The organism is Streptococcus sp. DTU_2020_1000888_1_SI_GRL_NUU_041A (genome assembly GCF_032387735.1).
GTDB classification, from domain to species: Bacteria; Bacillota; Bacilli; order Lactobacillales; family Streptococcaceae; genus Streptococcus; species Streptococcus sanguinis.
Map to the genome: position 1 here is coordinate 2513053 of NZ_CP135591.1, position 7111 is coordinate 2520163.

The 7111-nt window shown below is 34.6% G+C and carries 7 protein-coding genes and 3 tRNA genes; 3 read left to right on the forward strand and 7 right to left on the reverse strand.

What is annotated here, in order from left to right:
- The first annotated feature begins 41 nt into the window (after window positions 1-41).
- Window positions 42-1393, forward strand: a protein-coding gene (locus tag RSK81_RS12480) for an IS3 family transposase (RefSeq protein WP_111681466.1) whose coding sequence is annotated in 2 segments (ribosomal slippage) — window positions 42-492 and window positions 492-1393 — 1353 coding nt in all. Because the reading frame shifts where the segments join, the coding sequence is not laid out codon by codon here.
- A gap of 90 nt (window positions 1394-1483) precedes the next feature.
- Here RSK81_RS12480 and RSK81_RS12485 read toward each other — a convergent pair.
- The 7 genes from RSK81_RS12485 to rlmH form a co-directional block, all read right to left on the reverse strand.
- A tRNA-Asn gene (locus RSK81_RS12485) sits at window positions 1484-1557 on the reverse strand.
- 5 nt (window positions 1558-1562) lie between these two features.
- A tRNA-Glu gene (locus RSK81_RS12490) sits at window positions 1563-1634 on the reverse strand.
- A gap of 45 nt (window positions 1635-1679) precedes the next feature.
- The gene (gene comE / locus RSK81_RS12495; protein ID WP_002899424.1) at window positions 1680-2444 is read right to left on the reverse strand and encodes a competence system response regulator transcription factor ComE; all 765 of its coding nucleotides are present in this window, start codon (window positions 2442-2444) and stop codon (window positions 1680-1682) included.
- A gap of 5 nt (window positions 2445-2449) precedes the next feature.
- A complete protein-coding gene (comD, locus tag RSK81_RS12500) occupies window positions 2450-3784 on the reverse strand; it encodes a competence system sensor histidine kinase ComD (RefSeq protein ID WP_002927417.1) in 1335 nt (444 codons plus the stop codon).
- Window positions 3785-3811: 27 nt separating this feature from the next.
- A complete protein-coding gene (locus RSK81_RS12505; protein WP_002894290.1) occupies window positions 3812-3919 on the reverse strand; it encodes a hypothetical protein in 108 nt (35 codons plus the stop codon).
- Between the two features lie 181 nt (window positions 3920-4100).
- Window positions 4101-4174, reverse strand: a tRNA-Arg gene (locus RSK81_RS12510).
- A gap of 42 nt (window positions 4175-4216) precedes the next feature.
- Window positions 4217-4696: a 23S rRNA (pseudouridine(1915)-N(3))-methyltransferase RlmH gene (gene rlmH / locus RSK81_RS12515; RefSeq protein WP_315686997.1), complete on the reverse strand. Its 480-nt coding sequence runs from the start codon at window positions 4694-4696 to the stop codon at window positions 4217-4219.
- 203 nt (window positions 4697-4899) lie between these two features.
- On the opposite strand from rlmH, the gene RSK81_RS12520 reads away from it, so the two are divergent.
- Together RSK81_RS12520 and RSK81_RS12525 are read left to right on the forward strand one after the other, a co-directional pair.
- Entirely contained in the window at window positions 4900-6072 is a 1173-nt protein-coding gene (locus RSK81_RS12520) for a S1C family serine protease (protein ID WP_002927420.1), read from the forward strand.
- Between the two features lie 63 nt (window positions 6073-6135).
- On the forward strand, window positions 6136-6897 hold the full coding sequence (locus RSK81_RS12525) for a ParB/RepB/Spo0J family partition protein (RefSeq protein ID WP_315686999.1): 762 nt from the start codon (window positions 6136-6138) through the stop codon (window positions 6895-6897).
- The last annotated feature ends 214 nt before the right edge of the window (window positions 6898-7111 follow it).

Genomic DNA, 7111 nt, shown 5'->3' on the forward strand with positions numbered 1-7111 from the left:
AAAAGTTAGACAGAAAAATCTAACTTTTGGGGTGTTTTTAAATGAAATTAACTTATGAGGATAAAGTTCGAATCTATGAACTAAGAAAACAAGGAATCAGCTTAAAGCGACTTTCAGATAAATATGGAATGAACCTTTCAAATCTTAAGTACTTAATCCGATTGATTGATCGCTACGGAATAGAAATCGCCAAAAAAGGGAAAAACCGTTATTACTCGAAAAAATTAAAACAAAAAATGATTGATAAAGTCCTACTTGAGGGTCGTTCGCAACTAAGCGTTTCTCTGGATTATGCTCTCCCAAGTAGTGGATTACTTTCAAATTGGCTGGCACAATACAAGAAAAACGGGTATACTATTGTCGAGAAAACAAGAGGGAGACCAGCTAAAATGGGACGTAAACGGAAGAAAACTTGGGAAGAAATGACAGAACTAGAGCGACTTCAAGAGGAGAATGAGCGTCTACGTACCGAGGTGGCCTACCTAAAAAAGTTAAAAGAGCTAGAAGACAGGGACGAAGCCTTAGAGAGAGAAAGGCAGAGACAGTTAGAGAAATGGTTTCAGGAGGATTTCGATTAGATTTACTTCTTGAAACGGCACATTTAGCTCGCTCAACTTACTACTATCACTTAAAACAGCTAGATCAACCAGATAAGAATCAAGAACTTAAAGCTGAAATTCAGTCAATTTATAGTGAGCATAAAGGAAATTATGGCTATCGGAGAGTTACTCTTGAACTAAGAAATCGTAGCTTCGTAGTCAATCATAAAAAGGTCCAAGGTCTGATGAAAGTCCTTGGTTTAATGGCACGTATTCGTCGAAAACGTAAGTATTCTTCTTACCAAGGAGAGATTGGCAAGAAAGCAGAGAATCTCATTCAACGCCAGTTTGAAGCATCCAAGCCAATGGAAAAATGCTATACGGATGTGACAGAGTTTGCCATTCCAAATAGCAGGCAGAAATTGTATTTATCGCCAGTTCTAGATGGATATAACAGTGAAATCATTGCTTATCATCTTTCTACTTCACCAAATTTAGAGCAAGTAAAAACGATGTTGGAACAGGCGTTCACAGAGAAACACTACGAGAATACAATTCTCCATAGTGACCAAGGCTGGCAATACCAACATGATTCTTATCATCGGTTTCTAGAGAGTAAGGGAATTCAGCCATCCATATCACGCAAGGGTAACAGCCCAGACAACGGCATGATGGAGTCCTTCTTTGGCATCTTGAAATCCGAAATGTTCTACGGTTATGAGAAGAACTTTAGGTCTTTAGAAGAACTTGAGCAAGCTATTGTAGACTACATTGATTACTACAATAACAAACGAATCAAAGTCAAACTAAAAGGACTTAGCCCTGTGCAATACAGAACTAAATCCTTCGCTTAAATAAATTGTCTAACTTTTTGGGGTCAGTACAATGCTAGTGAAGGCCTTTTTTTTGAACAATAAAAAAACACCCACTAGGAGTGTCTCTAGCTCCGGCAGTAGGACTCGAACCTACGACATCATGATTAACAGTCATGCGCTACTACCAACTGAGCTATGCCGGATAATATAGTCCGTACGGGATTCGAACCCGTGTTACCGCCGTGAAAAGGCGGTGTCTTAACCCCTTGACCAACGGACCATATGGTATGCTCTCTTTCAGAACATATTCCATTATATCAGGTTTTTAAGCTTTGTCAACTCTTTTCCCTTTATTTTCGAAAATATCTTTCAAATATTTCACTCTTAAACGAGTGACCGGACAGCGATGATTTTCATAAAAAATAATTTCTCGATTTTTCTTGTCATAATCAACAATGTTGCCAATATTAACCAGATAAGATTTATGTGGTGAAAAAAATCGTTTAGATTGCTGATCTTTTTCTTGAATATCTGTTATCGTTCCATAAAACTCCTTAAGAAAATTTTTACCGACAATCCGAAGTTTATGAGAGCTCCCTGTCGTTTCGATATACAAAATATCGTTATAAGGCATTCGAACATCATTGCCACGATAACTATATTCAAAATAATCTACCATATTGGTATTTTCAATTAGTGTACTCTTAGTGTAAAGAATACTGTCTTTGATTCTATTTTTAAAAGCATCATTGTTGATATCTTTATCGATAAAATCAAGTGCTGATACTTTATATTTAAAAGTCATAGTAGCAAATTCAGATTTTGAGGTTACAAAAACTATAATGGCATAAGGATTATGATGACGGATAAATTGAGCTACTTCCAGCCCTTTTGTTTCCTCCCCCTTAATGTCAATATCCAAAAAATAAAGCTGGTTAACGTCTCCATTTTCAATATATTTTTTGAATTCTTTGATTTTTCCTGTAACCTGAACCTGGATGTCAATTCCAAGTTCCTCAGCAATTTCTGCTAATGTCGTTTCCATCCTGACTTGATGAGATACGGTATCCTCTAAAACTAACACTTTCATAAATTCTATCTCCTAATTGTTAAAATCTGTGTAAAATTGTTTGGCTCAATTTGTGTATCAAGAGTGATAAATTCATACCTATCTAAAATTTCCTTGATGTTATTTAATCCGTAGCCTCTATTTTCTCCTTTAGTTGAAAATTCGGGCTGATAGAGTTCTTCCAAATCCAATTTTCCTTCTTTACGAGAATTTTGAACAACAAAAATGGTTCTATCATCCAGTTGAACCAGAGAAACATGGACAATTTTTTCCAGGCTGTCAATGGCACTCTCAATAGCATTATTTAATAAAATACTAGCAATTCTCACAAGATCTAACAACTTGATTGGAAGGCGTTCCACTTTATCCTTAACTTCAAAAGTCAGCTGAATCTGATGTTCACGCGCTTGAAAGATTGTCTCAGTCATGACACTTCTTAAAGCTGAATCTCCTACATTATTCAAATCAAAAACTGTATATTTATCTGAACGCAGGTTCAAATTTGCATCAGCCAAAACTTCTTGATAAATGTGCTCAATTTCCTTGATATCTCCAGTTTGAATAGCCACTTGCATACTCGTCAACATGCTAGCATAATCATGACGAAATCCTTTGATTTCATAGTACAAGCTCACAATTTCATCAGTATATTCCTGAAGTCGAAGCTGTTCAGATTCTTTTTGACGCAAACGCTCTTCTTTCTCGTATTTCTCACGGCTGTCCTTGAATGTCACCAAGGTAGAAAGAAAGGCCAAGAAACAAATAGTAGCAATCATACTGCTAAAACTGTTGAAATGCTTTATATTACTAATCCAGTGAGAGAGATTTAAAATCAGCCAATTTATTGCATATAAACTACTAATCATCAGAATCTGAGATTTAAAGAAACTTCTTTTAAGATAATCTATTCTGAAATCAAAAATATCAATAACCTTTACCATAAAGAACAAGGATATTAAGTTGATACATGTCAGAAACAAGCCCATGTACTGAGCTACAAAATCATCTCCTAAAACAGATGAAATAATAACTGAAAAGAAAGTAGTAGAGCTATCAATTGACAAACATAAAAATAAGGAAAGTAAGAAAGATTGATATTTTTTAATTTTTTCAACTCTACAAAAATACCAAACTATAAATAGAGGGAGAAAAAATGACAGCGTATAAGATGGAAATGAGATTTCAAATGAAAACACATGCCCTAAAAAAGCAATTATAAACGGAATTATAATCTCAAGACCAAAGCAAACAGCTACAAAAAAGCGAGTATGATTAATTTTAGTGATTTTTGATAAAATCACCAAAAATGCAGCTACATTAATAAAAGGATGAACAATTAATCCTATTATTTCAAGTGACATAAATTTCTCCCCTAAACTTTAAAATTCTTATCTTCCAAAAATCCAACCCCATGGATTTGGAACACCTCTTAAATCCCAAAAGGTTTGAACAAGTGAATTGCTATTTGCAGCAATTTGAAAAGAATAGATTTTCATAACTATCTCCTATCTTTTTATCTTGTAAGTCACCTTACATTTATCATTATAGAAAAATAGAAAGAGTTAGTGACAATTTTCCCTGAAATGTCATTTTTTATCCCCAAAATGACATTATACCAAAAAAATAGAAGAAAAAAACACGAAATATTGTAAAATACTTCGCATTTTTTTACCTTTCTGATCTCAGCAGGATTCGAACCTGCGACCGTTCGCTTAGAAGGCGAATGCTCTATCCAGCTGAGCTATGAGACCAATACCATCTCATTCTATCAGAAAATAGGGTTGCCGTCAAGATTACTTATGATAAGGACTCCCCTGCTGAATCATAAAAGCTCGATAGATCTGCTCTATTAAAACAAGGCGCATCAGTTGATGAGGTAGCGTTAATTTGCCAAAACTCATCAGAAGATTTGCCCGTTTTTTTACAGCAGGAGATAAACCTAAACTTCCCCCAATAACAAAAGTGATATCAGAAAAGCCATGCACTGTAGTATCCATCATGAGCTGACTAAACTTTTCTGACGGAAATTGCTTTCCTTCAATTGCCAAAACAATAACAAATTCACGCTCATTGATTTTAGCCAGAATTTTATTTCCTTCTTTTTCAAGAATCTGCTGATTTTCTAAATCACTAGCTTTATCAGGTGTTTTTTCATCCGCTAGCTCAACCATTTCCACCTTGCAGAATCGATTGAGACGCTTCATGTATTCAGCAATTCCATCCTTTAAATATTTTTCTTTCAGTTTTCCAACTGTTACAAGTTTTATTTTCATAAGTATATTCTATCATATTCATCTATACTTCACACTTTATTAACAAGTAAAATTTATCTGGAAATCGGCTAATCTGTGTATTTTCTAATTCCTATCAACAGTTTTTATAAGTTTTCCACAAGGTGTGGAAAACTTAGAGGATTTAAGTTATAATTAAGTTTAGCTAACTATAATTTCATCAATTGTAATTCAAGGAGGAAAACATGAAAAACTCTTCAAATGCCATCAAAAAGGCTTTATTGCTTTTTGCAGTGTTAATTGTAGGTTTTATCGGCGGAAGTTTAGGGAATTATGTTACTACATTAGTAACTTCACGTGTAAAAATGAATGGAAATTCAACAACCAGTGTAACTACTTCATATAAAAACTCTACAGACATTTCAGAAGCTGTGAAAAAGGTTCAAAATGCGGTTGTTTCAGTAATTACTTATGCTGAATCTTCTAGCAGCGTTATCAATGATGAATCTTCCAACGATGAATCACAAATCTCCAGTGAAGGTTCTGGCGTAATTTATAAAAAAGACGGAAAATCAGCCTATCTAGTAACCAACACCCACGTTCTTAACGGATCAACCAATGTAGATATCTTGCTAGCTGATGGAAACAAGGTTCCAGGTGAAGTAGTTGGATCAGATGTTTATTCAGATATCTCTGTCGTTAAAATTAGCTCTGAAAAAGTGACTGATGTCGCTGAATTTGGAGATTCTAAATCTCTGACAGTTGGTGAGACAGCTATCGCTATCGGAAGTCCTCTTGGAACAGAATATGCTAACTCTGTCACACAAGGAATTATTTCTAGTTTAGGCAGAAACGTTACGTTACAATCTGAAAATGGTGAAAATATTTCAACAACTGCACTGCAAACAGATGCTGCAATCAATCCTGGTAACTCTGGCGGTCCGTTGATTAACATACAAGGACAAGTTATTGGGATTACTTCAAGTAAAATCTCAACAAATGGCCAAACCTCTGTTGAAGGGATGGGATTTGCGATTCCATCTAATGATGTCGTAAATATTATCAATCAACTTGAGAAAAATGGAACAGTCACACGTCCTGCTTTAGGAATTCAAATGATGGATTTATCTAATCTGACAACTTCTGATTTTTCTAAATTAAATCTTCCTTCTTCAGTGAAATCAGGTGTTCTTGTTCGTTCTGTTCAGCAAGGAATGCCTGCTGATGGCAAGCTTCAAAAAAATGATGTCATTACAAAAGTAGATAACACAGATGTGGAATCCACTAGTGATTTACAATCTGCTCTCTACAAGCATAGTATTGGAGATGAAGTAGAAATTACTTATTATCGAGATGGTAAATCTCAAACAGTCAAAATCAAACTCACTAAATCAACAAAAGAGTTAAGCTCAAATTAACCTATTTACAAGATTGTCAACACACCTTTACACAATCGTAAAGGTGTGTTATTCTATATACAAATGGAAAACTTTCAATATATTGCACTTAAAGACATTCGAACCAATCCTTATCAGCCTCGTAAACAATTTTCACAAAAAAAGATTGAAGAATTAGCGGCATCAATCAAAGAAAATGGTCTCATTCAGCCAATCATTCTTCGGAAATCTTCACTTTTTGGTTATGAAATTTTAGCAGGAGAACGGAGATTTAGAGCTGCCTCTTTTCTTGGCCTAGAAACGATCCCAGCTGTCGTCAAAGAATTATCTGATGATGAAATGCTGAAACAGGCCATTATCGAAAATCTTCAAAGAGAAGACTTGAATCCTATAGAAGAAGCTGAGTCTTATCAAAATTTGATTGACAAAGGCTTGACACATGATGAAATTGCTAAAATCATGGGAAAATCTAGACCCTATATCAGCAATATTGTCAGACTTTTACAGCTGTCTAAAGAAGTTCGTCAAGCTATCAAGGAAGAAGAGATTTCTCAAGGACATGCCCGTCTGCTAGTTCCTTTAAAAGAAGAGGAACAGTTACTATGGCTGGAAAAAATCTATCGAGAAGATTTATCGGTTCGAGCAGTTGAAAAGCTTCTCCAGCAAAAAAAGAGTCTCAAAAAGAAACCTAATAAAGAACTGTTTGCTAAATCTGAAGAGGAAAAAATTAAAAAAATTCTTGGTCTGGAAGTTTCTATTCAGTTAAAAAGCCAGAGTAAAGGAAAGCTGATTATTCCTTTTGAAAGCGAAGAAGAATATCAAAGAATTATAAACAGTTTTAAATAAAACTGTTATTTTCTTTTTTTTAAAATAACAAAATTATCCACTGTTAAATCAATTAGGAAGCCTATTAGAATAAGGAAGTTTAGCTTTATTCACATTCTGTGGATAACTTTAGCTAACAATGTGAATTCTTTTCCAGTTCTTGTGGAAAACTTTGAACCTTTATGATAAAATAAGATGCGTATGAATCAGAAAATTATAGAAAAGGAGGGAAGTT